Raw genomic sequence first — 20634 nt, forward strand, 5'->3', positions numbered from 1 at the left:
CTTCTCGATCCGGTACGTCTTGGAGGATCGCGGCGTGGCGGTTCACGCGATCGTCGCCGGCCATCATGTCGTGCCATTCGCCCTTTTCAGACTGGCCATCCGACCATGGCGGTGGCGGGCATCGCCCGAATCGGGGCGCAACGGGCCTTTCCCCCTCGCGAAGTGCTGGCTAAGAGCGCCCGTCAACGGCCACGTCGGCCGGTGGGGATACGCGTATGAAACTGATGACCGGCAACTCGAACCTGCCTCTGGCGCGCGCGATCTCCGATTATCTGGAAATCCCGCTGACCAACGCTAGCGTCCGCCGCTTCGCCGACGAGGAAGTGTTCGTCGAGATCCAGGAGAATGTCCGCGGCGAGGACGTGTTCGTGCTCCAGTCGACCGGCTATCCCGCCAACGACAACCTCATGGAGCTGCTGATCTGCATCGACGCGCTGCGCCGCGCCTCGGCCAAGCGCATCACCGCCGTCATCCCCTATTTCGGCTATGCCAGGCAGGATCGCAAACCCGGCCCGCGCACCCCGATCTCGGCCAAGCTCGTCGCCAACCTGATCACCGTCGCCGGTGCGGACCGCGTACTCTCGGTCGATCTCCATGCCGGGCAGATCCAGGGCTTCTTCGATATCCCGACCGACAATCTCTACGGCGCGCCGGTGATGTCGGCCGACATCCTGACTCGCTTCGGCGACCGTAATTTGATGGTCGTCTCGCCCGACGTCGGCGGCGTGGTCCGCGCCCGTGCGCTGGCCAAGCGGCTCGACAACGCCCCGCTCGCCATCGTCGACAAGCGCCGCGAGCGTGCCGGCGAATCCGAGGTGATGAACATCATCGGCGAGGTCGAGGGCCGGTTCTGCATCCTGATCGACGACATCGTCGATTCGGCGGGCACCCTGTGCAATGCGGCCGCCGCGCTGAAGGAAGCAGGCGCCGAGGGCGTGGTCGCCTACGTCACGCACGGGGTGCTTTCGGGTGGCGCGGTCGCGCGGGTCGAGGGATCGGCGCTCGAGGAACTGGTCATCACCGATTCGATCGGCAGCCATGAAGTGGTCGAGAACGCGAAGCGCATCCGCCACCTGACCATCGCGCCCCTGCTCGCCGAAGCGATCAAACGCATTGCCGACGAAACCTCGGTGTCGTCGCTGTTCGACTAGGTCGGATCGCCGTTCACGTCCTGTAGAACGGTTGCAACAAAGAGGGAGGGTTTGCGCAGGGAACGCGGCGGTCATTTCCGACCTCGATCCTCCTGCACTGGCAAGCCCCGTGTTCGTGGACATATCTGTCATCGCAAACCGCCCGTGGCGCTTGCGGTTCCTCTCAGCGCCCTCCGCGCCTCCGCGCGAACTATCAACTTGTGCTGCCGACGCCTTTTCCCTCAGAATTCTATCCCGACACGCCCGATCACCGTGGCACCGGCATGATCGGCGGCGGCGCGATCGATACTGCTGTTCGCATAGCGCACTCCGGCCAGCCAGCGTCCCTTGCGGTAATCAAGCGCCAGGCCGTGATCCCAATAGTGTCCGTCGGGCCGCAGGCGCCGGGCGCGGAAAGGGTCGTTCACCGCGCCCGATGACCGTCCGACATGGCCGGAAAGCGTGAGCGGCGTGCCTGGGATGCCGAATGACGGCGCCATCCCGAGGTAGAGATTGTCGCCCCCGATCGCGCGCTGCCTGGGCGCGTAGCGCGCGAAAAGCTCGATCGTCGCCGGACCGATCAGGAATCCCGCAACGGTGCCCAGCTCGACATAATCCTGGCCGGAGGCGCCGGGAAAGAGGCGATAGGTGGCGTCGGCCGACAGGCGCCACCCGCCCAGTTGACGCGCATAGCTGGCCTGGACATCGACAACCGCGCCTGCCCCGCCATGACGACTGCTTCCCCATAGCGAAACGGCCGTCGCCTCCACCGCGAGCTCCTGGGTGACGGGGATCGCGGCGACCGCGCGCACGACCGGTTCGCCGTCGCTCCAGCTCAGCCCGCGCCTGCGCTCGTCGGTGGCGCCCTCAAGCGACAGGGATGGTCCGGTATCGAGTTGCGCAACGGCAGGGGCGGCGATTCCCAGCGAGGCGATGCAGACAAGGACCGGCGTCATGCCCGGCGTCAAATAGTGTCGCACCCTAGTTGGACGCCATGTTCCTGACGGTATCCAGCTCGGCGAGCAGGGCGGTTCGATCCTGCTCGGCAGCCGCGAGGAGGTGGGCGCGGACCGCGCCGTCGTGCCGCGCCACCTCGCGCTCGATCGCCCTTGAGCCGCGCGCGCACGGGCCTGGCAGATTGCCGGAAAGCGCCCGCTCGCCCGGAACCGGCCGGGTCAGGGCCGGTCCATTGGCCAGCCGCCGCTCCACCAGGATGGTTGCCGTCCAGGTGCAGCGCCGGCCGTCCATCCGGTTGGGCGTATGCGCGCCGATCGTTCGTGTGCGGATGTCGGTTCGTGCGCTGTACACTGCCTCGACCGGTGTGCCGTGATGATCGATGTGCACGCTATGCGTCGCGATGGCTGCCGCCATCGCTGCCAGAGCCAGGCTCATGCTCATCTCCTGCTGGATGCCGGGCCATTCGCCCGGTCGTCACCGGCAGATGTAGAATCCATTCATTGCCAGTATTTTGCTGATGAATGACAAAAGCCGGTTCGGCCCGTGGTGAGGGCCAGCATCTCCGCCCGGACCGCCGGTCTTCGTCACGCCACCCCGTCCCATACCAGCTTCACCCCTACCAGGATCATCAGCACATAGATCGCGGTGTAGAAGCGGGTCGGCGACACGCGCCGCACCAGCCACACGCCCCCCAGGGTCGAGGCGATCGCCACCGGCAGCAAGGTCGCCGCCGTCATCAGGTTTTCGCGGCTGAACTGGCCGAGCGCCCAATAAGCCGGCACCTTCATCCAGTTGGTGACGGCGAAGAAGATCGCGGTGGTGCCGACCAGCACGTCGCGCTCAAGCCGTTTCGGCATCACCCAGATCTGGAAGGGCGGCTGCCCGGCATGGGCGATCTGGCTGGTGAAGCCGGAGGCGATGCCGAGCAGGGTGCCGACCCAGCCCGGCGAGCGTGCGGGGGCGGCGATCGCCCCGCGCCGGTCGACCCACAGTCGATAGGCGCCGAACAGGATCGAGATCGCGCCGACCACGCCAAGCACCGCGCTCTCGGAGACCTGCGCGGCGAAGAACCAGCCGAGCGCGATGCCGATGACGGAGCCCGGCAGCATCCAGCCAAGCACATGCCCGTCCCATTGCCTGCGGAACGCCCAGACGCCGACCACGTCCTGTACGATCAGGATCGGCAGCAGGATCGCCGCCGCCCGCACGGGTGAGATCGCCAGCGCCAGGATCGGCAGCGACAGGGCGCCCATGCCGACGAACCCGCCCTTGGACAGGCCGATCAGCGTTACCGCCGGCACCGCGAGCGCATAGAAATACCAGTCGGGAATGGTTCAGCTCCGCTCGGCGCTTTCGCCGGCCGGCGCGCGGACTCCGGCATGGCCCCGCCGCTTGAGCTCGGCCTTCAGTATCTCTGGTTTCGGCGCCCAAAGAAAGCCGAAGCTCACCGTGCCTGCCTTTGTCTCCACCACATGATGAAGCCGGTGCGCCTGGATGATCCGCTTCATATAGGCGGATTTCGGCAGATAGCGGTGGTTAAGCCGCTTGTGGACGATGATGTCGTGAAACCCGAAATAGATCGCGCCATAGGCAGCGATCCCGGCACCGATCCAGATGAAGCCAGGCCACCAGCCAAGCTGCACCCCGCCGAGCAACAGCACGATCGACGGCACGGCGAAGATCACCGCATAGAGATCGTTCAGTTCCCAATGCCCGGTGCGCGGGCGGTGATGGCTCTCGTGCAGGAACCAGCCCGGCCCGTGCATGATCCAGCGGTGCGCGACATAGGCGAACCCCTCCATGCCCGTCACGGTCAGGGCGAACAGGAAAAGGCCGGTTGTCCAATGCATGGCTGGCGATATAGCGGGCCGGGGGCTGGGTTGCACGATAGGATGGTCGCATGCGGATGATTTTGCCGCCGGGGATTTTGATGATGCCCGCGCTGCTGGTGCTGGCTGCGTGTTCCTCTCCCGAGTCGATGACGCGCGACGGCCTCGTCAGTGCCGGCATCTCGAAACCGGTCGCTGCCTGCATGGCCTCGCGCATGGTCGCCAGACTCTCGATCCTTCAGCTCCGCCGCCTCGCCGGACTCGGCAAGGCGCAGCAGTCGCACGATCTCGACCAGCTCCTCCACCGCGTGCGCTCGCTCAGGGACCCGGAGATCGTCGGCGTGACCGCGAGCGCCGCCGCGCTCTGCGCAACCGGGCTGGCCCACTGAGGCTGATTGTTGACGTACGATGATCGAGTCCGGGAATGATCTCCGCGTTCTCTGCGCCCTCTGCGCGAACCCCCTCTCTAGCTGGGCGGTGTCGGTGACGCGAACGACGATCCGACCGGTCGGGGCGACCGGCTCGCTCCCGGAACGAGTAGCCCGCCTTGCCATGGTCTTGGCACGCTGACGCTTGCAGGGGTGGATTCGCCGCCCACCCTGTGCTTAAGGCTCCTGCATCCCCGATCTTCGAAAGGCATGTGAGCCCCATGAACATCCACGAATACCAGGCCAAAGAGCTGCTCGCGAAATTCGGCGTGCCCGTTCCCGCGGGCTTTGCAGCGCTCAGCGTGGATGAGGCAGTGGCCGCGGCAGGCAAGCTGCCCGGGCCGCTTTATGTGGTGAAGGCACAGATTCATGCCGGTGGCCGCGGCAAGGGCAAGTTCAAGGAACTCGGCCCTGACGCCAAGGGCGGCGTCCGGCTGGCGAAGACCGCTGATGAGGTTCGCGCTGCGGCGACCGACATGCTCGGCAACACGCTCGTCACGGTGCAGACCGGCGAGCATGGCAAGCAGGTGAACCGCCTCTACATCACCGACGGCGTCGACATCGCCAAGGAATTCTACCTCGCCTTGCTGGTCGATCGCGCCACCGGCCGGGTCGCCATGGTCGTCTCGACCGAAGGCGGCATGGATATCGAAACCGTCGCGCATGACACGCCGGAAAAGATCCAGACCTTCGACGTCGATCCGGCAACCGGTTTCATGCCGCATCACGGCCGCGCCGTGGCGAACGCGCTCGGCCTCAAGGGCGATCTTGCCAAGCAGGCAGCCAATGTCGCGTCGAAGTTGTACGATGCCTTTCTCGGCACCGATGCTTCGCAGATCGAGATCAACCCGCTCGCCGTCACTGATGACGGGAAGCTGCTGGTGCTCGACGCCAAGGTCGGCTTCGATACCAATGCCCTGTTCCGTCACAAGGACCTGATGGAGCTGCGCGACGAGACCGAGGAGGATCCTTCGGAACTCGAAGCGTCGAAATACGACCTCGCCTATATCAAGCTCGACGGCGATATCGGCTGCATGGTCAACGGCGCCGGCCTCGCCATGGCGACGATGGACATCATCAAGCTCAACGGCATGTTCCCGGCCAACTTCCTCGATGTCGGCGGCGGCGCCAACAAGGAGAAGGTGACGGCGGCGTTCAAGATCATTCTCGCCGATCCGGCCGTGAAGGGAATCCTGGTCAACATCTTCGGCGGCATCATGAAGTGCGACATCATCGCCGAGGGCATCGTCGCCGCGGCGAAGGAAGTGAACCTCTCGGTGCCGCTGGTCGTTCGCCTTGAGGGCACCAATGTCGAGGAAGGCAAGAAGATCCTCTCGACGTCCGGCCTGGCGATCGTTCCCGCCAACGATCTGGGCGATGCCGCCCGCAAGATCGTCGCCGAGGTGAAGGCAGCGGCGTAACGCGCTAATCATACCCGGCCTTCCTCCCCAGGGACTGGTTTGGACGCAGGAGAGTTTGCGATGAAGGTGGTGGTCCCGGTCAAGCGTGTGCTTGACTATAACGTAAAGCCCCGGGTGAAGGCCGACGGGACGGGGGTCGACCTGGCCAACGTCAAGATGAGCATGAACCCGTTCGACGAGATCGCGGTCGAAGAAGCGATCCGGCTCAAGGACAAGGGCGTCACGGAGATCGTCGTCGTCTCGATCGGCGAGGCGAAGGCGCAGGAAACGCTGCGCACCGCGCTGGCGATGGGCGCCGACCGCGCGATCCTCGTCGTATCGGACGACAAGGTCGAGCCGCTCGGCGTTGCCAAGCTGCTGGCGAAGATCGTCGAGGAAGAAAAGCCCGATCTGGTCATCCTCGGCAAGCAGGCGATTGATGACGACAACAACCAGACCGGGCAGATGCTGGCCGGCCTGCTCGGCGTCGGCCAGGCGACCTTCGCGTCCAAGGTCGAACTGGCCAGCGACTCGGTCACGGTGACGCGCGAAGTCGATGGCGGCTCGGAGACCGAGACGCTGAAGCTTCCGGCGGTCATCACCACCGATCTGCGTCTCAACGAGCCGCGCTATGCGTCGCTCCCGAACATCATGAAGGCCAAGTCGAAGCCGCTCGTGCAGAAGACTCCCGCCGATTACGGCGTCGACGTCGCCCCGCGGCTGACCACGCTCAAGGTGGTCGAGCCTGCCAAGCGCTCGGCCGGCGTGAAAGTCGCCGATGTCGATGAACTGGTGGCCAAGCTCAAGGCGATGGGAGTCGCGAAATGAAGACGCTCGTCTGGGTCGAACATGACGGCAAGGCCGTCAAGGACGCAACGCTCGCCGTGGTCACCGCCGCGTCGAAGCTCGGCGAAGTTCATCTGCTCGTCGCCGGCCAGGGCGTCGACGGCGTTGCGGCCGAAGCCGCGAAGATCGCCGGCGTGGGCAAGGTCCATGTCGCCGACGACGCTGCCTATGCGCATGTGCTCGCCGAAAATGTCGCGCCGCTTGTCGTCGAGCTGATGGGGCATCATGACGCGGTGCTGTTCCCGGCCACCTCGAACGGCAAGAACATCGCGCCGCGTGTCGCCGCGTTGCTCGATGTGATGCAGATCAGCGATATCCTCTCGGTGGAAAGCGCTGATACCTTCACCCGCCCGATCTATGCCGGCAACGCCATCGCGACCGTCCAGACCAGCGACAAGAAGCTGGTGGTCACCGTGCGCGGCACGGCGTTCGAAAAGGCCTCGCCCGAGGGCGGTTCCGGCTCCGTCGAGGCAGTCGCCTCGACCGGCGATAAGGATCTGTCGACCTTTGCTGGCGCTGAGATCGCCAAGTCCGAGCGTCCGGAACTGACCAGCGCGAAGATCATCGTGTCGGGTGGCCGCGCGCTGCAGAACAGCGAGAATTTCCACTCGATCATCGAGCCGCTTGCTGACAAGCTCGGCGCCGGCGTCGGCGCGTCGCGCGCCGCGGTGGACGCTGGTTATGTGCCCAACGATTATCAGGTCGGGCAGACCGGCAAGATCGTCGCGCCCGAGGTCTATATCGCGATCGGCATCTCCGGCGCGATCCAGCATCTGGCGGGCATGAAGGATTCCAAGACGATCATCGCGATCAACAAGGACGAGGATGCCCCGATCTTCCAGGTGGCTGACATCGGCCTGGTCGGCGATCTCTTCAAGATCGTGCCGGAACTGACGGAGAAACTGTAGGCGCGCAGCGAAGCTGCCTGCCGGTGCGAGCGGCAAAGCCCGCTCGCAACAGTTCGACCGGCCGGCGCGGCCAGAGCCGCGACCGACGAGACGCGGGATTTACTCCCGCGTCGCCCCGCCCTTATGTTCTGCCCATGGATAGCGACCGCCTCTTCGTCCTCACCGGCGGTCCCGGATCAGGCAAGACGACCCTGATAGAGGCGCTTGCCGCCGCCGGCGTCGCGACCAGCCCAGAAGTCGGCCGGGCCGTGATCCGCGAACAACTGGCGACAGGCGGCAACGCCCTGCCCTGGGCCGACCAGCAGGCCTTTGCCGAATTGATGGTGGTGCGGGACGTGGCGGCCCGGGAGGCTGCGCTGGCGGGTGGCCACGTCACCATGCTCGATCGCGGTGTTCCGGATGTCGCGGGCTTCCTGCGGGTCTCGGGCCTGCCGGTCCCCCCTCACATCGACGAAGCGGCGCGGACCTGCCGCTACAACGCCCGCGTCTTCATCGCGCCCTTCTGGCCCGAAATCTTCACGGGCGATGCCGAGCGCAAGCAGTCGCCGGACGTGGCGGAAGCGACCTTCGCGGTGATGGTCGCGACCTATCGCAGCTACGACTATGAGCTGATCGAACTACCCCGGGTGAGCGTCGCCGCCCGGCTAGCGTTCGTGGTCGACCGGATCGGTTTCAAATAAACGTCACCCCGGACTTGTTCCGGGGGCCACCGTTCCGCAAGAGTCTCGGCTGCGATTCCCGCCGCATGGTGGATGCCGGAACAAGTCCGGCATGACGGTGGGTCGCGTGCCTAACCCGGCCTGCGGAACTTGTAGATGAACTGGTCGGTCTTCCCGCGGATCGTTTTGTCGAACACCGGCAAATGGTGGTCGTCCGCCGGATTGGCGAGCAGCTTGCTCTCGCCGACGAATTCGAAACCCGCTGCCGTCACCTGCCGCTTCACGATCGCCGGGTCGATTCGGTGGAGCGTGTCGGTATCGCGCATGCCCGATCCCGCCGCTGCCGCATGGTCGATGATCAGGAAGATGCCGCCCGGCTTCAACGCGGCCAACGCGCCCTTGTTGAGCACCGCCGGATCGAGCGATCCCATGAACTTGTCGGGATAGTCGTGGTAATTCTGCGAGGTGAAGACGAGATCGGCCTTGACCGGCGCGGTGATCTCGGTCGCTGATTTGATCGATCCGCTGACATTGCCGAACGCGGGGGTGGCGGCGAGCTTGCCATAGGCAACCACATCACCCCGGGCTTCCAGGGCATAGGGTTTGGGCCAGATGCCATAGACATGGCCCTTGGGCCCGACCGCCCGGGCGAACAGCCGGGTCCAGTATCCGCCGCCGGGGATCAGGTCGATCACCACCCCGCCTTTGGACAAGCCGGAAAAGGCCAGTATCTCCGGCCCATGCCGGCGTGCGTCCTGCCCGACATCCTGCGCGCGCGCTGGATCAGCGGCGGTCGCGGCGACGTCGACGGGTTTGGGAGGAATGGCCTGTCCGCACCCTCCGATCACGCATCCCGCAAGCAGCAGCGCGATTGTCGATCGAGCGATCATCCCCGTCCTCCCTCTTGTCTCCGGTACCGGATCAGCCCGGCTTGCGGAATTTGTAGATGAACTGGTCGGTGTGGCCGCGAATCGCCGGGTCGAACACCTTGAGACTGTGGTCGTCGGCCGGATTGCGCAGCGCATCGCTCTCGCCGACAAAGGTGAACCCTGCAGCGATCACCTGCGCCTTCACCGCCGCTGGATCGATCCGGTGCAGCGTGCTGGTGGTGGTGATGCCGGTGCCGGCCGCGCTGGCGTGATCGACCACGATATAGGTCCCGCCCGGCTTCAGCAGGTTGAACACGGCCTTGTTCCCTGCCGCGAGCGCCGCTTCGCCGCCGGCATTGGCGATGTCATGGTAATTTTCGACCGTCCAGAACAGGTCGACCGGCTTGTCGCTGGTGGGAATGTCGACGGTCTGCACCACCGGCGTCACGTTCGCCAGTTTGCGGCCCTTCAGGTCATCGACGGTCGCGGTGGCGCGGCTGGCGGCCACGGCCGGCCACATCGGATAGACATGCCCCTTGGCACCGACCACGCCAGTGAAGATGCGCGTCCAATATCCCTTGCCCGGCAGATAATCGATCACCGTGTCGCCGGGGCCGACGCCCGAGAAGATCAGCGTCTCGGCTGCCTTGCGCCGCACATCGTCGACCGCCTGGTCGGCGCGCGCGGGATCGGCAAGAGCGGCGGAGACGGCCTTCCGGGTCTGGGCGGCGGGATGGTCCTTCGCGACCGCCGCCGTCGCCATCAGCGCCACGATCGCGACGCCCGTCAGTGCGACCCTCATGCCCGTCTCCTTCGATTGATTTGGCTTAACGCGATTGCCGCGAATGAGAGGCCCGGGAAACTGCCATTTATTACAGAACCCTTCGGCCGATTGCGTGGTGTTGAAAGCGATCATGTGCCCAATTCAAAAAAAATCAATCGATATGTCGTTCAACTATTTGCAAGCTTGAGAAGTGGCGCGGGCCTATGCACGGCTTGGACTGTGGCTGCGATGATCGAACGGGCGATCACGCCGAACCGCCCTTCTATCGGGTTCCGACAATTGGCATGCATGGGAAGCTTGACGGCGCGATCGTCCACTCTCCAGGGCGCGGCGCTGACCGAAACGGTCAAGGTTTTTCGCGCGACCTGACATAATTTCGCGGTAACCCCTGGGGCCCGTGACGGAACCGGCACTACATCCGGAAGTGGCTGCAATTCACAGGTCTTATGGTTTCAGGGGCGGCGGGAATGGGCCAGACTCGGCCATCGGGGACTTGGTGAAAGCCGTGGTCGGCTTATTCGATGGGGGATGTAATGACGAAACAATCTTTTCGGGTCTGGTTAGCCTGCCTCACCGCTACCATGGCCATGCTGGTCCCGGGGCAATTGGCGCAAGCTGATCCCTACTCTACGCCGGTAAAAATCAAAGGGGTTAGGGTCTATTCCAACCCGCCTAGCAACGATGTCGTCCTCCTCACCACGGCGACCGCAGGAGTTTGCAGTACGACAAGCTTTTCGTTCCTTCTGAATACGCCTGCCGGCCAGGGAATGCTCGCCACCGCCCTCACCGCCATCAGCAGCAACAGCAACGTCACGATCGAGGTTTCGACCGCCACCGGCTGCACGACCCAGAACGGCTTCGGCGCTGCGGTTCAGTCGCTGACCCTGCTTTCACCTTCCAATCCAGGGCCTTGGTGAACGGAACGCAGCCTTTCTTATGCGCTGGCTCGAATGGTCGGAGCGCGCGACCATTCGTTTGCTGGCGGGACCAGCAGGTCGGAGCGAAGCTGGACGAGTGAGCGTATCTGCGGCCGACAGGCTTTGAATCAAGCCGTCGGTGGGTTGTCTCCGATCTTCTACACGTCCAGGTTCACCACGCTCAGCGCATTGTCCTGGATGAACTCGCGGCGCGGTTCGACGACGTCGCCCATCAGCCGGGTGAAGATCTCGTCGGCCACATGCGTTCCCTCCAGATTGCAACTGACCGAGGCGCACCGCCATTCACCGATGAAGGGGTGCCATTGACCGAGCCATGGTAGCGTAGCGCGCCGCAAACGGCTCAACCGATGGCATGAACAACACATCGCTCAATCACCGAGACGAGCGCGCCGCCGCTCATCCCGCCTTGGCGACCGCAACGCCGCATAGATATTCCAACACACAATAGCAGCCGCTGTATTTCTCACGCTTCGGGATCACCAAGTAATGCTCGACAAAATTTCCGCCGCAATCGGCCTGATTGCAGCCATGGGCGGCCTTCCCGCCAGTGCGAACGCCCGCACATCGTCGTTGGCGGAGGCAGATAACAAGACCGTCGCAATCGAACAGTTAATCCAGAGCGAGATGGCCGAGCGCGGCATTCCGGGGCTCCAGTTGACGGTCGTACAGCATGGCAAGATCATATTCACCGGCGCTTATGGTCAGGCCAATATCGAAACCTCGACCCGCGTAACCAAACAAACCGTCTTCCCGATCAACTCGATCAGCAAGGCCGTTGCCGGTGTCGCGGCGATGCAGCTCGTCGAGGCCGGAAAGCTGGATCTCGACGCGCCGATCAGAACCTATCTCGAAGCGCTTCCGGAGTCGTGGAGCGGCATTACCGTTCGACAGATTCTGAATCACATGTCGGGGCTGCCCGAGATTTCGGACGACAATCTCCGGCTGCTCGACGGCGCCGAACCTGAAGCCGCCTGGGCAAAGGTGCAGGCGCTTCCCCTCAAACTCTCGCCGGGGACGAAATTCGACTATACCCAGACCAACTATGTCGTGATGGGGAAGATTGTCGAGAAGCTTACGGGGAAGTCCTATGCCGACTTCGTGCGCGACCGGCAGTTCGACGCCGTCGGAATGGAACGGACGCGCTTTGCCGACGTGACCGGCGCCACAACCAAACCTCAAGAAGTGCAACTCTATACGCATTTGACGTTGAAGGTCGACGGGATGAAGACCGTCGGCGTCGAACGGAGCAAGCTTCCGTTTGCGCGCGATGAACCATGGACAGAAATCCTGTTCCCGGCCGGTGGCGTCCGAACCACGTCGACCGATTTGGCAAAGTGGGTTATCGCGCTGCAAAAACAGAAGCTTGTCAACAAGGACAGCCTGGAGCAACTTTGGAAACCGCAGCCTCAGAAAGACGGAACCTATCGCGGCTTTAGCTCCACGATAAATGGCTATGGACTGGGATGGCCATCCGCCCGGCGTGCCGATCATCCGGCGATCACACCCGTCGGCGGAGCCCGCGCCGCCATATTCATCTATCCCGAGGACGATCTCTCGATCGTCGTTCTGACGAACCTGATGGGCGCTTCACCCGAGAAGTTCGTCGACAGGATTGCCTCGATCTCTGTTCCCGGCTTCTCCGTCGAAAAGTGACGGCAGCGTCTCGCAGCGAGGCCACCGACACCTTCAACACCCGCAACAAAGCGACCGACTGCAGCTCGGGCGACCTGTTTCACTTCGAACATTCGGCCAGCTACCCAGTCACCAAGAAGCTGCGGCTCGGCGTTCAACGGCTTATCTGGGACAGACCATCGACCATCGCCAGTTTGGCGTGGCCGTGAACGGCGATGGCAACCGCGGGCGCGTGGACGCCATCGGCCCGGGGGTGCACTATGACTTGGGCAAAATGGACTTCGACCTGAAGGCGCTCAAGGAATTCGACGCGCGCAACCGCGCCGAGGGGGCGAGCTTGTGGCTCAAGATCGTCACTCGCTTCTGACATCTCGGGGCAGGCCGCGCACGGTGACGCGGAGCGCCGCGCCCGCACGACTCATCGGCGCGGCAATCATGATCTACGGAGTTCTGCTCGCGCTCTTTGGTGATCGCTTCCAGCGTCTCTCCGTGGCGGCGTAATGACGAAGACCCTTCGCATCTCGTGCACGAAAGAGCGCACGTCTGCACGATCAGAAGCACGCGCTTCGAAATATGAAGACGCATCGTTCCGGCTATTTCACGTCCATGTGGCCGCTATGCCGCGTTTCAGCCGACGTCGCTGCGGGCAACCAATCGGCTAAACCGAACAGTGTATTGCTTTAAAATAGCAACGTATCACCTTACTCCAGAGTTTTATTACACGTCCAGGTTCACCACGCTCAGCGCATTGTCCTGGATGAACTCGCGGCGGGGCTCGACGACGTCGCCCATCAGCCGGGTGAAGATCTCGTCGGCCACATCGGCCTGCTCGATCTCGACCCGGAGCATCGAGCGGTTCTGCGGATCGAGCGTGGTTTCCCAAAGCTGCTCGGCGTTCATCTCGCCCAGGCCCTTGTAGCGCGAGATCGCCAAGCCCTTGCGCCCCGCCAGCAGGATCGCATCGAGCAGCTGGCTCGGCCGCGCGACCATCGTCTCGCCCTTGCCGACCGTGACGGGGGCGTCATCCTCTTCCTCCGCCGCATCGGTCTCGGCCTGCGCGGCGGCGGCTGCCTTGGTCGATACGAGCTTGGCTGTCTGGGCGAAGGCATCGCCCTGTTCGACCGCCAGCGTGTGGAGCTTGCGCGCCTCTGCGGAGCCGAGGAACGCCGCCTCGATGATGTGATGATCGGTCACGCCGCGCCAGACACGCTTGAACTGGATGCTGCCTTCCTCGGTGACCGAGGCGGACCAGCGCGCGTCGGCATCCGCCGCGTCGAGCCCGCGCACCACCGTTTCCAGCAGCACGCCGCGCGCCTCGTTGGACAGGGACGGGTCGAGCACGCCGCTCATCGCCAGTGCCTCGACCATGGTCGGGTCGTAACGGCGCGGCACGTACCGCATGAGGGTGCGCATCCGCCGCGCATGGTCGACCAGCGAGCGCAGGTCGGCACCGCTCCGCGCCCCGCCGGCGCCTTCAAGCACGGTCGACGCGACGCCGTTCTCGACGAGATATTCGTCGAGCGCATTGTCGTCCTTCAGATACACTTCGGATCGGCCGCGCGTTGCCTTGTACAGCGGCGGCTGGGCGATGAAGAGGTGCCCGTTGCTGATGATCTCGGGCATCTGCCGGTAGAAGAAGGTCAGCAGCAGCGTGCGGATATGCGCGCCATCGACGTCTGCGTCGGTCATGATGACGATCTTGTGGTAACGTAGCTTCTCGACGTTGAAATCGTCGCGGCCGATGCCGGTGCCCATCGCCTGGATCAGCGTGCCGATCTCGCGGCTGGACAGCATCCGGTCGAAGCGCGCGCGCTCGACGTTCAGGATCTTGCCGCGCAGGGGAAGGATCGCCTGGAAATGCCGGTCGCGGCCCTGCTTGGCGGAGCCGCCGGCCGAGTCACCCTCGACCAGGAACAGTTCGGACTTGGCCGGATCGCGCTCCTGGCAATCGGCGAGCTTGCCGGGCAGCGAGGCGATGTCCATCACGCCCTTGCGCCGGGTCAGCTCGCGCGCCTTCTTGGCGGCCTCGCGGGCGGCGGCGGCGTCGATGATCTTGGCGACGATCGCCTTGCCGTGCGCCGGATTCTCTTCCAGCCATTCGGCCAGCTTGTCCGCCATCAGGCTTTCCAGCGGCTGACGCACCTCGGACGAGACGAGCTTGTCCTTGGTCTGCGAGCTGAACTTGGGGTCTGGCAGCTTGACCGAGACGATCGCGGTCAGGCCCTCGCGCATGTCGTCGCCGGTCAGCGTGACCTTCTCCTTCTTCAGGAGGCCCGACTTGTCGGCATAATTGTTGAGCGTGCGGGTCAGCGCGGCGCGGAACGCGGCGAGGTGCGTGCCGCCGTCGCGCTGCGGGATGTTGTTGGTGAAGCAGAGGACGTTTTCGTAATAGCTGTCGTTCCACTCGAGCGCGACGTCGATCGTCACGTCATCGCGGGTGCCGGCGATCGCGACCGGATCGGGCATCAGCGCAACCTTGTTGCGGTCGAGATATTTCACGAACGCGGCGATGCCGCCCTCATAATAGAGCTCGACCGTCTTGGTCTCTTCGTGCCGCGCATCGCTCAGGAACAGGCGCACGCCCGAGTTGAGGAAGGCAAGCTCGCGATAGCGATGCTCGAGCTTCTCGAAGTCGAATTCGGTGATCTTGAAGGTGGCGGGCGACGGGAAGAAGGTCACGCGCGTGCCCTTCTTGCCCTCGGCCGGGCCGACGACCTTCAGCGGCGCGACCGCGTCGCCGAACGCGAAGCGCATGTAATGTTCTTCATTGTCGCGCCAGATCGTCAGGTCGAGCCATTCGCTGAGCGCGTTGACCACCGAGACGCCGACGCCGTGCAGGCCGCCGGACACCTTGTACGCATTGTCGTCGGAGGTGTTCTCGAACTTCCCGCCGGCATGGAGCTGGGTCATGATGACCTCGGCCGCCGACACGCCTTCCTCGCTGTGAATCCCGGTCGGGATGCCGCGGCCATTGTCGGTCACGGAGACCGAGCCGTCGGGATTCAGCGTGATGTCGATCCGGTCGCAATGGCCGGCCAGCGCCTCGTCGATCGCGTTGTCGGAAACCTCGAACACCATGTGGTGGAGGCCCGAACCATCGTCGGTATCGCCGATATACATGCCGGGGCGTTTGCGGACCGCGTCGAGGCCCTTGAGCACCTTGATTGAATCGGCGCCATAGTCGTTCTTGTTGGGATCTTCTGCCATGCCGAGCATATAGGGATTCGGGCACGGAAACGGAAGCAAAATGCCATGGCCGGACGGCCGCCCGCTCCTGGCGGACGACCGTCCCGCGGTACCCGGTTTTCCAACTTAGTTGGCGCGGGCGAAGCGATCCGCGCGCTGGCCGAGCAAGGTCACCTCGACCCGGCGGTTCTGGCGCATGCCGGCCGGCGTGGCATTGGTCGCCACCGGATCGGCCTTGCCATGCCCGACCACCGAGAAGCGGGCGCGCGTCACGCCCAGATCGTCGAACGCGGTGCGCACGCTGGCGGCCCGGCGCTCCGACAGCGCCTGGTTATGCGCGTCGGTGCCGCGAGAGTCGGTATAGCCGTCGATCGCCACCCGCACGCCCGGTTCGGCCCGCAGATAGCCGGCGAGCGGCCGCAGTTTCTCGATCGCGCCGGGGCGAAGCTCGGCGCTGTCGGTGCGGAACAGCACGTCCTCCTGCAGCCGCAGGGTCGCGCCGCGCGTGGTCTGGCGGAAGCCATAGCCGCGCATCGCGCCATGGTCCCATCCGCCGCCGCGGCCCTGGTCGACCACCACGACGCGGTCGTGCGATTCCCAGTCGAACCGGTCGCGGCGCTGGCCGGCGATCCGGGCGAAGGCCCGGTTGGCGGCATCGGCCTCGCGCGGGCTGATCCGGCCGTCTCGGTTGAAGTCGAAATTGCGCATCACGAAGGCCCGGCCACGATTGGTCCGGCGCAATTCGGGATAGAGGATCGGCACGCCCGCGCCCGTCAGGCCATAATCGCGGTCGCCCGCGCGCCCGCCGCCCCAGTCCCAACGGTCCTGCGCCAGCGCGGGGGCGGCCCCTGCCGCGACGGTGATCGCGGCCAGCATCGTGGCTATCATCGGGTTCTTCGTCATTGGTCTTCTCCCATGGCCCCCGCCATGGCAGGCGTCTGCCGCCCGGCGCTTGAACGCCCAATGAGCCGCTTCGACAGTCGAGGTTCAGTGTTGCGCGGGCCCCAGCGTCAGGCGGAAGGCATTGGGACCGATCCCGTCGAACAGGGCGGATTCGGTGCCGGTCATCCATATCTGTCCCTTGCCGGCAAGCCGGTCGAACAGCACGGTGCGGCGCATGGGGTCGAGATGCGCGGCGACCTCGTCGAGCAGCAGGACAGGTTGCTGGCCGATCCGCTCGGCGACCAGGTCGGCATGGGCGAGGATGATGCCGAGTAGCAGGGCCTTTTGCTCGCCAGTGGAGCACAGGGCGGCGGCCTGCCCCTTGGCGAGATGCGTGACGGCCAGGTCGGTACGGTGCGGGCCGGCCAGCGTTCGGCCCGCCACGGTATCGCGGCGGCGGCCCTGGGCGAGGTCGGCCGCGAGGGTTTCGCCTGCCCCGGTCCAGCCCTCCAGCATGAGGCCGGCCCGCGCGAACGGCCCCTCGGGCTGCTCCGTCAGCCGTACGGCGAGTGCCGCCACCGCCTCGCGCCGGGCCATGTCGATCGCCGCGCCATGCTCCGCCATCTGCGCCTCGAGCGCGCTCAGCCATTCCGGATCCGCGGCGCGGATTCCCTCGTTCGCCTCTGCCAGCAGGCGGTTGCGCGCGCGCATCGCCGCCTCGTAGCGGTTGGAATGGACCGCATGGCCGGGGTTCAGCGCAAGGGTCAGCCGGTCGAGGAAGCGCCGCCGCTCGCTCGCCGGCTCGACGAAGAGGCGGTCCATCGCCGGGGTGAGCCACAGCACGGTCAGCCATTCGGCCAGCGCGGTCGCCGCCGCCGGCGCGCCCTGGATGCGCACGATCCGGCGTTCCGGCGCGGCCGGCTGAGTCCCGGTGGCGATCTCGACCTCGCCAGCAAGGGCCGCGGCCACCCCGAACCCTCCGCTTCCCCCCTGCCGCGCCATCTCCCCCAGCGCGGCGCGGCGCAGCCCGCGCCCCGGCGCGAGCAGCGATACCGCTTCGAGGATATTGGTTTTGCCCGCGCCATTCTCCCCGGTCAGCACCACGAAGCCCGGCCCGGGCTCGATCACGGCATCGGCATGATTACGGAAATCGGTAAGGACGAGGCGAGACAGCATTGCGGCAGCCTTAGCGCGTTTCCCAAGCTGTCGCGCCGTTTTCGCGAAGTGCCGCTATAGCGGGGGGCCGGGCGCGCCGCTCGCCACGCGCCCGAGTCGTCCGCAAAGGATATTGCCCATGCGCCTCCCACTGATCGCCCCCGCCGACCTGACCGATGCCCAGAAGCCGCTTTATGCCGACATGAAACAGGGCATCGCGTCGAACTTCAGCGATTTCAAGACGCTGGCTGACAATGGCGCCCTGATGGGCCCGTGGAATCCCTGGCTGCACGAGCCGGTGATCGGCAAGGCGGTGTGGGATCTGACCAAGGCGATGTCGATGCAGGCGACCCTGCCGGACCCGGCGCGTCAGGTCGCGATCCTGGTGACCGGGGCGCATTTCGACGCCGCCTATGAACTCTACGCGCATATCGCCGTCGCCGAGCGCGAAGGCATGCCGCCCAAGCGCCTGTCCGAGCTTTGCGCGAACGTGAAGCCGGCCGATCTCGATGCGGAAGAAGGCGTCGCCTATGACGTGGCCTTCGCGCTGGTGAACGGGGGCGTGCTGCCGGAGCCCTGCTACCGGCTGGCGGTCGACACCTTCGGCCAGCACGGCGCGAACGAGCTGATCTATCTCGTCGGCCTCTATGCGCTGGTCTCGATGACGCTCAACGGCTTCAACGTGCCGGTGCCCGAACGCGAATGATCAGGCGGCGAGCTGCTCCGGAACGGCGCTCTTGTCCTTGCGCGCGCTGAGATAGGAGGCAAGCTCGGCCCCAAGCTCGCGCTGCGCGTGCAGATAGGCGGTCGGCGTCGGGATGCCGAGCCGGGCACGCGCGGCCTCGATCGGCTCGTGCATCAGCTTCTCGTAATCCTCGCCGGCGACCCATTTCGCCTTGCGGCCGTTGCGATACCCCTCGATCACCGCGCGGGCGAACAGGGTGCTCCCGGTGACGCGGATGCTCTTCAGCGCGGCCGCCCCGCCGATGAACGCCCAGCCGAGACCGCCGACCTGGGCATAGCTGAACGCGACCAGCGCCGCCTCGCCCATGCTTTCGTCGGCCTTGTATCCCGTCAGCACGTGCCAGATGTCGTGCGTGTCGCGGATGCGCCGGCCGAACCAGGCATAGGGGTGCGGCATGTCCTCCTCGCGATTGATCTTGCTGATGTCGGCAAGCCCGTCCGCCGAATACCCCGTCGTCTCGAGGAAATGGCGATAGGCGGCACCGACCGTGCCGGGCGCGAACGACGCGACATAGGCCTTGTCGACGAAGCGTTCGGCCAGCTCGATCCGCTCATAGGCCATGCGCCCGCCCTGTCTGGTGGCGATGAACTTGCCGTAATTCGCTGCCGTGCTGCCGACGTTGAGCGCATGCATGATGCGGAACACCTGAGTCGTATCGTCGCCGTCGGCGAGCAGCTTGCGGATCGCATCGAATGCGGTCCGCCAGTCGCGACGTCCGGTCGTACCGGGGAGGGGAGGAAGCTTTGCCATCGACTCGATCCTTACTGACAATCATGTTAATAAGGCGCTCGCCACGGAAATGCAAGACCGAACGTGCGACAGCGTCGCAATCGCCTTCCTTCCCCGACATTCGCCCCGGATCGCGCGGCACGAATCAGGGGCGCGCGAATCAGGGGGACTGTGTCGGGCCGGGATCGGGCAGCGGCACTAGGATCCCGTAGGGATCGTCCCCGGCCGCGCGCCTGACGGCATCGAGCAACCAGTCGCGCAGGGCGCGGACCTTCGCCATGTTGCGCTTATGCTCCGGGTACACCAGCCAGAAGGCGTGGCCATAAGTCGCCACATGCGGGAACGGCTGGACCAGAAGGCCGGCGTCGATCGCCGGCTGGAACATCGGCGGGCTCAGGATGGCAACGCCGTGGCCGGCAATCGCCGCATGGCCATCGAGCACTTGTGATTCGAAACGGATGCCGGTGGGGCCGGCCCCTCCCGCGTCGCCGACCTCCTGCGATTCGAACCAGAGATCCCACCAGTCGTCGTCCGGTGACAGGCGCACGGTCGAGCGCAGGTCAGCGAGCGTTTCGAGCGGATGGTTTGCCAGGAAGGAAGGGTTGACCAGCGGCGTCACCGGCATGCGCATCAGGAAATGCGATATCAGGCCGGGAGCGGGGGCCGGCAGGCCGCGAATGGCGACATCGAATTCGCTCGAATCGAGATCGACCATCTGGTCGGTCACGTCGAGGCGCACCGCGAGATCGGGGTGGGCGATGTGGAATTCGCCGAGCCTGCCCGCGAGCCAGTTGGTGGCAAGGGTACGGGGCGCCGTGATGCCGAGGATCGTATCGCTCTCGGCGCGCGCGATGGCGAAGGCGTCGCCGAGCGCCTTGAACGCATCGGTCACCCGCGGCGCGATTCGGCGGCCGAGATCGGTCAGGATCATGCTGCGGCCCTTGCGGATGAACAACGGTGCGCCCAGCCGCTCCTCCAGCAGCTTCATCTGATAGCTCACCCCGGCCTGGGTCATCGCCAGTTCCTCGGCCGCGCGGCTGAAATTCTCGTGGCGCGATGCGGCCTCGAACACCCGGACAGCGGACAAGGGCGGGATTGGGAGCATCGATCACCTATAAGGACAGCTTGCAGATGGCGTCTGTCGCTTTGTTGGTATCTCGGGCGGCGTGGAGTCAAGACGGACGGCGTCGATCACGACGAACGAAGGACGCTCCCATGCTGAAACTGTTGATCCCGGCTGCTCTCCTGGGCGCCGCTTTACCCAATGCCGCCCAGGCGATGGAAAATCCTGCCGATGTTCATGTGGCGTATCGCGACCTGAACCTGAAAAGCCCGTCTGGCGTGCGGATGCTTGACCGCAGGATCGAGCGTGCTGTGTCTCGGATCTGCGTCGAGGACGGGGCTCTGGACATGCAGCGCAGGCTGGCGGTCTTCCATTGCCGGCGGGTAGCGCTTGCGAAGATCGCCAGCCAGCGTGCGGCGGCCCTGGAAAATGCGGCGCGCGGGAATGTCGAGCTTGCGGCAAGCGCTGATCGATAGCGCGGGTGGCGACGCGCT

At 65.2% G+C, this 20634-nt stretch carries 23 protein-coding genes; 12 read left to right on the forward strand and 11 right to left on the reverse strand.

Going from position 1 to position 20634, the window contains the following annotated elements; all coding sequences use genetic code 11:
* Positions 1 to 215: 215 nt before the first annotated feature.
* The gene (locus NDN01_RS21560) at positions 216 to 1151 is read left to right on the forward strand and encodes a ribose-phosphate pyrophosphokinase (RefSeq protein WP_272623989.1); all 936 of its coding nucleotides are present in this window, start codon (positions 216 to 218) and stop codon (positions 1149 to 1151) included.
* Positions 1152 to 1372: 221 nt separating this feature from the next.
* Here NDN01_RS21560 and NDN01_RS21565 read toward each other — a convergent pair whose 3' ends face one another.
* The 4 genes from NDN01_RS21565 to NDN01_RS21580 all read right to left on the reverse strand — a co-directional run bounded on the left by NDN01_RS21565 (position 1373) and on the right by NDN01_RS21580 (position 3937).
* Positions 1373 to 2086, reverse strand: a complete 714-nt coding sequence (locus tag NDN01_RS21565) for a TorF family putative porin (RefSeq protein ID WP_272623991.1) — start codon at positions 2084 to 2086, stop codon at positions 1373 to 1375.
* Positions 2087 to 2111: 25 nt separating this feature from the next.
* The gene (locus NDN01_RS21570) at positions 2112 to 2522 is read right to left on the reverse strand and encodes a hypothetical protein (protein WP_272623993.1); all 411 of its coding nucleotides are present in this window, start codon (positions 2520 to 2522) and stop codon (positions 2112 to 2114) included.
* Between the two features lie 149 nt (positions 2523 to 2671).
* Positions 2672 to 3340: a sulfite exporter TauE/SafE family protein gene (locus NDN01_RS21575; RefSeq protein ID WP_443025263.1), complete on the reverse strand. Its 669-nt coding sequence runs from the start codon at positions 3338 to 3340 to the stop codon at positions 2672 to 2674.
* Between the two features lie 81 nt (positions 3341 to 3421).
* Positions 3422 to 3937: a sterol desaturase family protein gene (locus tag NDN01_RS21580; protein ID WP_272623996.1), complete on the reverse strand. Its 516-nt coding sequence runs from the start codon at positions 3935 to 3937 to the stop codon at positions 3422 to 3424.
* A 50-nt stretch (positions 3938 to 3987) separates the two neighbouring features.
* On the opposite strand from NDN01_RS21580, the gene NDN01_RS21585 reads away from it, so the two are divergent.
* From NDN01_RS21585 to NDN01_RS21605, 5 genes are all read left to right on the forward strand, one after another.
* A complete protein-coding gene (locus tag NDN01_RS21585; protein WP_272623998.1) occupies positions 3988 to 4305 on the forward strand; it encodes a hypothetical protein in 318 nt (105 codons plus the stop codon).
* A gap of 260 nt (positions 4306 to 4565) precedes the next feature.
* A complete protein-coding gene (gene sucC / locus NDN01_RS21590) occupies positions 4566 to 5765 on the forward strand; it encodes an ADP-forming succinate--CoA ligase subunit beta (protein ID WP_272623999.1) in 1200 nt (399 codons plus the stop codon).
* A gap of 60 nt (positions 5766 to 5825) precedes the next feature.
* Complete coding sequence (locus tag NDN01_RS21595; RefSeq protein WP_272624001.1) at positions 5826 to 6572, forward strand: electron transfer flavoprotein subunit beta/FixA family protein; 747 nt, start codon at positions 5826 to 5828, stop codon at positions 6570 to 6572.
* Positions 6569 to 7498: an electron transfer flavoprotein subunit alpha/FixB family protein gene (locus NDN01_RS21600; RefSeq protein ID WP_272624002.1), complete on the forward strand. Its 930-nt coding sequence runs from the start codon at positions 6569 to 6571 to the stop codon at positions 7496 to 7498. The genes NDN01_RS21595 and NDN01_RS21600 overlap by 4 nt, the downstream gene beginning before the upstream one ends.
* A gap of 134 nt (positions 7499 to 7632) precedes the next feature.
* Positions 7633 to 8178 carry an AAA family ATPase gene (locus NDN01_RS21605; RefSeq protein ID WP_272624004.1) on the forward strand — a complete coding sequence of 182 codons (546 nt, stop codon included), beginning with the start codon at positions 7633 to 7635 and terminating at the stop codon, positions 8176 to 8178.
* 110 nt (positions 8179 to 8288) lie between these two features.
* Here NDN01_RS21605 and NDN01_RS21610 read toward each other — a convergent pair whose 3' ends face one another.
* Both NDN01_RS21610 and NDN01_RS21615 read right to left on the reverse strand, forming a co-directional pair.
* Positions 8289 to 9047: a class I SAM-dependent methyltransferase gene (locus NDN01_RS21610; RefSeq protein ID WP_272624006.1), complete on the reverse strand. Its 759-nt coding sequence runs from the start codon at positions 9045 to 9047 to the stop codon at positions 8289 to 8291.
* A gap of 31 nt (positions 9048 to 9078) precedes the next feature.
* The gene (locus tag NDN01_RS21615) at positions 9079 to 9828 is read right to left on the reverse strand and encodes a class I SAM-dependent methyltransferase (RefSeq protein ID WP_272624007.1); all 750 of its coding nucleotides are present in this window, start codon (positions 9826 to 9828) and stop codon (positions 9079 to 9081) included.
* A gap of 515 nt (positions 9829 to 10343) precedes the next feature.
* On the opposite strand from NDN01_RS21615, the gene NDN01_RS21620 reads away from it, so the two are divergent.
* The 4 genes from NDN01_RS21620 (at position 10344) to NDN01_RS26045 (ending at position 12747) form a co-directional block, all read left to right on the forward strand.
* Entirely contained in the window at positions 10344 to 10727 is a 384-nt protein-coding gene (locus NDN01_RS21620; protein ID WP_272624008.1) for a hypothetical protein, read from the forward strand.
* Positions 10728 to 11234: 507 nt separating this feature from the next.
* Positions 11235 to 12401 carry a serine hydrolase domain-containing protein gene (locus tag NDN01_RS21625; RefSeq protein WP_272624010.1) on the forward strand — a complete coding sequence of 389 codons (1167 nt, stop codon included), beginning with the start codon at positions 11235 to 11237 and terminating at the stop codon, positions 12399 to 12401.
* A complete protein-coding gene (locus NDN01_RS26040) occupies positions 12398 to 12589 on the forward strand; it encodes a transporter (protein WP_443025158.1) in 192 nt (63 codons plus the stop codon). Before NDN01_RS21625 ends, NDN01_RS26040 begins: the two co-directional genes overlap by 4 nt.
* Positions 12580 to 12747 carry a transporter gene (locus tag NDN01_RS26045; RefSeq protein WP_443025159.1) on the forward strand — a complete coding sequence of 56 codons (168 nt, stop codon included), beginning with the start codon at positions 12580 to 12582 and terminating at the stop codon, positions 12745 to 12747. The genes NDN01_RS26040 and NDN01_RS26045 overlap by 10 nt, the downstream gene beginning before the upstream one ends.
* A 350-nt stretch (positions 12748 to 13097) precedes the next feature.
* On the opposite strand, the gene gyrB is transcribed toward NDN01_RS26045, so the two are convergent.
* The 3 genes from gyrB to recF all read right to left on the reverse strand — a co-directional run bounded on the left by gyrB (position 13098) and on the right by recF (position 17624).
* Complete coding sequence (gyrB, locus tag NDN01_RS21635; RefSeq protein ID WP_272624014.1) at positions 13098 to 15587, reverse strand: DNA topoisomerase (ATP-hydrolyzing) subunit B; 2490 nt, start codon at positions 15585 to 15587, stop codon at positions 13098 to 13100.
* Positions 15588 to 15692: 105 nt separating this feature from the next.
* Positions 15693 to 16469, reverse strand: a complete 777-nt coding sequence (locus NDN01_RS21640) for an OmpA family protein (protein ID WP_272624016.1) — start codon at positions 16467 to 16469, stop codon at positions 15693 to 15695.
* Between the two features lie 84 nt (positions 16470 to 16553).
* Positions 16554 to 17624, reverse strand: coding sequence for a DNA replication/repair protein RecF (recF, locus tag NDN01_RS21645; protein WP_272624017.1), 1071 nt, complete (start codon positions 17622 to 17624; stop codon positions 16554 to 16556).
* Between the two features lie 118 nt (positions 17625 to 17742).
* Here recF and NDN01_RS21650 point away from each other — a divergent pair, with 118 nt between their 5' ends.
* On the forward strand, positions 17743 to 18309 hold the full coding sequence (locus tag NDN01_RS21650) for a carboxymuconolactone decarboxylase family protein (protein WP_272624018.1): 567 nt from the start codon (positions 17743 to 17745) through the stop codon (positions 18307 to 18309).
* Here NDN01_RS21650 and NDN01_RS21655 read toward each other — a convergent pair whose 3' ends face one another.
* Both NDN01_RS21655 and NDN01_RS21660 read right to left on the reverse strand, forming a co-directional pair.
* On the reverse strand, positions 18310 to 19098 hold the full coding sequence (locus tag NDN01_RS21655; RefSeq protein ID WP_272624020.1) for a Coq4 family protein: 789 nt from the start codon (positions 19096 to 19098) through the stop codon (positions 18310 to 18312). It lies immediately after the preceding gene.
* A gap of 139 nt (positions 19099 to 19237) precedes the next feature.
* Positions 19238 to 20164: a LysR substrate-binding domain-containing protein gene (locus NDN01_RS21660; RefSeq protein ID WP_272624021.1), complete on the reverse strand. Its 927-nt coding sequence runs from the start codon at positions 20162 to 20164 to the stop codon at positions 19238 to 19240.
* Between the two features lie 128 nt (positions 20165 to 20292).
* On the opposite strand from NDN01_RS21660, the gene NDN01_RS21665 reads away from it, so the two are divergent.
* Positions 20293 to 20616: a UrcA family protein gene (locus tag NDN01_RS21665; RefSeq protein WP_272624023.1), complete on the forward strand. Its 324-nt coding sequence runs from the start codon at positions 20293 to 20295 to the stop codon at positions 20614 to 20616.
* The last annotated feature ends 18 nt before the right edge of the window (positions 20617 to 20634 follow it).

The sequence above is a fragment of the Sphingomonas sp. QA11 genome (assembly GCF_028473665.1).
Classification (GTDB): Bacteria; Pseudomonadota; Alphaproteobacteria; order Sphingomonadales; family Sphingomonadaceae; genus Sphingomonas; species Sphingomonas phytovorans.

Excerpts from the sequence above, each read along its gene's own strand:
- NDN01_RS21605 (WP_272624004.1), top strand. The coding sequence starts at position 7,633 with ATGGATAGCGACCGCCTCTTCGTCCTCACCGGCGGTCCCGGATCAGGC.
- recF (WP_272624017.1), bottom strand. The coding sequence starts at position 17,624 with ATGCTGTCTCGCCTCGTCCTTACCGATTTCCGTAATCATGCCGATGCC.
- gyrB (WP_272624014.1), bottom strand. The coding sequence starts at position 15,587 with ATGGCAGAAGATCCCAACAAGAACGACTATGGCGCCGATTCAATCAAG.
- NDN01_RS21580 (WP_272623996.1), bottom strand. The coding sequence starts at position 3,937 with ATGCATTGGACAACCGGCCTTTTCCTGTTCGCCCTGACCGTGACGGGC.
- NDN01_RS21640 (WP_272624016.1), bottom strand. The coding sequence starts at position 16,469 with ATGACGAAGAACCCGATGATAGCCACGATGCTGGCCGCGATCACCGTC.
- NDN01_RS21575 (WP_443025263.1), bottom strand. The coding sequence starts at position 3,340 with ATGGGCGCCCTGTCGCTGCCGATCCTGGCGCTGGCGATCTCACCCGTG.
- NDN01_RS21600 (WP_272624002.1), top strand. The coding sequence starts at position 6,569 with ATGAAGACGCTCGTCTGGGTCGAACATGACGGCAAGGCCGTCAAGGAC.
- NDN01_RS21620 (WP_272624008.1), top strand. The coding sequence starts at position 10,344 with ATGACGAAACAATCTTTTCGGGTCTGGTTAGCCTGCCTCACCGCTACC.
- NDN01_RS21565 (WP_272623991.1), bottom strand. The coding sequence starts at position 2,086 with ATGACGCCGGTCCTTGTCTGCATCGCCTCGCTGGGAATCGCCGCCCCT.
- NDN01_RS21585 (WP_272623998.1), top strand. The coding sequence starts at position 3,988 with ATGCGGATGATTTTGCCGCCGGGGATTTTGATGATGCCCGCGCTGCTG.
- NDN01_RS21560 (WP_272623989.1), top strand. The coding sequence starts at position 216 with ATGAAACTGATGACCGGCAACTCGAACCTGCCTCTGGCGCGCGCGATC.
- NDN01_RS21610 (WP_272624006.1), bottom strand. The coding sequence starts at position 9,047 with ATGATCGCTCGATCGACAATCGCGCTGCTGCTTGCGGGATGCGTGATC.
- NDN01_RS21570 (WP_272623993.1), bottom strand. The coding sequence starts at position 2,522 with ATGAGCCTGGCTCTGGCAGCGATGGCGGCAGCCATCGCGACGCATAGC.
- NDN01_RS21595 (WP_272624001.1), top strand. The coding sequence starts at position 5,826 with ATGAAGGTGGTGGTCCCGGTCAAGCGTGTGCTTGACTATAACGTAAAG.
- NDN01_RS21655 (WP_272624020.1), bottom strand. The coding sequence starts at position 19,098 with ATGGCAAAGCTTCCTCCCCTCCCCGGTACGACCGGACGTCGCGACTGG.
- NDN01_RS21625 (WP_272624010.1), top strand. The coding sequence starts at position 11,235 with ATGCTCGACAAAATTTCCGCCGCAATCGGCCTGATTGCAGCCATGGGC.
- NDN01_RS21615 (WP_272624007.1), bottom strand. The coding sequence starts at position 9,828 with ATGAGGGTCGCACTGACGGGCGTCGCGATCGTGGCGCTGATGGCGACG.
- sucC (WP_272623999.1), top strand. The coding sequence starts at position 4,566 with ATGAACATCCACGAATACCAGGCCAAAGAGCTGCTCGCGAAATTCGGC.
- NDN01_RS21650 (WP_272624018.1), top strand. The coding sequence starts at position 17,743 with ATGCGCCTCCCACTGATCGCCCCCGCCGACCTGACCGATGCCCAGAAG.
- NDN01_RS21665 (WP_272624023.1), top strand. The coding sequence starts at position 20,293 with ATGCTGAAACTGTTGATCCCGGCTGCTCTCCTGGGCGCCGCTTTACCC.